This window comes from Geminicoccus flavidas (assembly GCF_009806515.1).
In the GTDB taxonomy this organism is placed as follows: Bacteria; Pseudomonadota; Alphaproteobacteria; order Geminicoccales; family Geminicoccaceae; genus Geminicoccus; species Geminicoccus flavidus.
Map to the genome: position 1 here is coordinate 1 of NZ_WUJP01000150.1, position 718 is coordinate 718.

General features: G+C 67.0%; 1 protein-coding gene. It reads left to right on the top strand.

Annotated features, from left to right (window positions below; translation table 11 throughout):
• Nucleotides 1-95: 95 nt before the first annotated feature.
• Nucleotides 96-718, top strand: a 623-nt coding sequence (locus tag EQG76_RS04070; protein ID WP_159710847.1) for a BKACE family enzyme, incomplete at its 3' end; no start/stop codon positions are given.

Sequence of the window (718 nt, forward strand, 5' to 3'; positions counted from 1 at the left end):
CAAGCTCTCCGAGCGCTCGCGCTGGCGCGACCGGCGCCTGATGGCCCTGCTCCGCCAGAAGCAGGCCTCGTCCCAAGAGATCGGAGACTGAACCCATGGCGGCACCCCGCAAGGTCATCATCTCCTGCGCCATCACCGGCGCCATCCACACCCCGTCCATGTCGCCGCACCTGCCGGTGACGCCCGACCAGATCGCCGAGCAGGCGATCGCCGCGTCGAGGGCCGGGGCCGCGATCGTCCACCTCCATGCCCGTAACCCCGAGACCGGCCGGCCCGACCAGTCGGCCGAGGCGTTCGCGAAGTTCCTGCCCAAGGTCCATGCGCAAGCGGACGCGATCATCAACATCACCACGGGCGGCGCCCCGCACATGACCGTGCAGGAGCGCGTGGTGCCGGCGCGGACCTTCAAGCCGGAACTCGCCAGCCTGAACATGGGCTCGATGAACTTCGGCCTGTTCCCCATGCTCAAGCGCTACAAGCAGTTCGCGCATGAGTGGGAGCAGCAGCACCTGGAGAACAGCCGCGGCCTGATCTTCCGCAACACCTATGCGGACATCGCCTATATCCTGGAGGAGCTGGGCGATGCCGGGACACGGTTCGAGTTCGAGTGCTACGACACCGCGCATCTCTACAACCTGGCCCATTTCCTCGACGCCGGCCTGGTGAAGGGCCCGCTGTTCGTTCAGACCGTGTTCGGCATCCTGGGCGGCATCGGCAC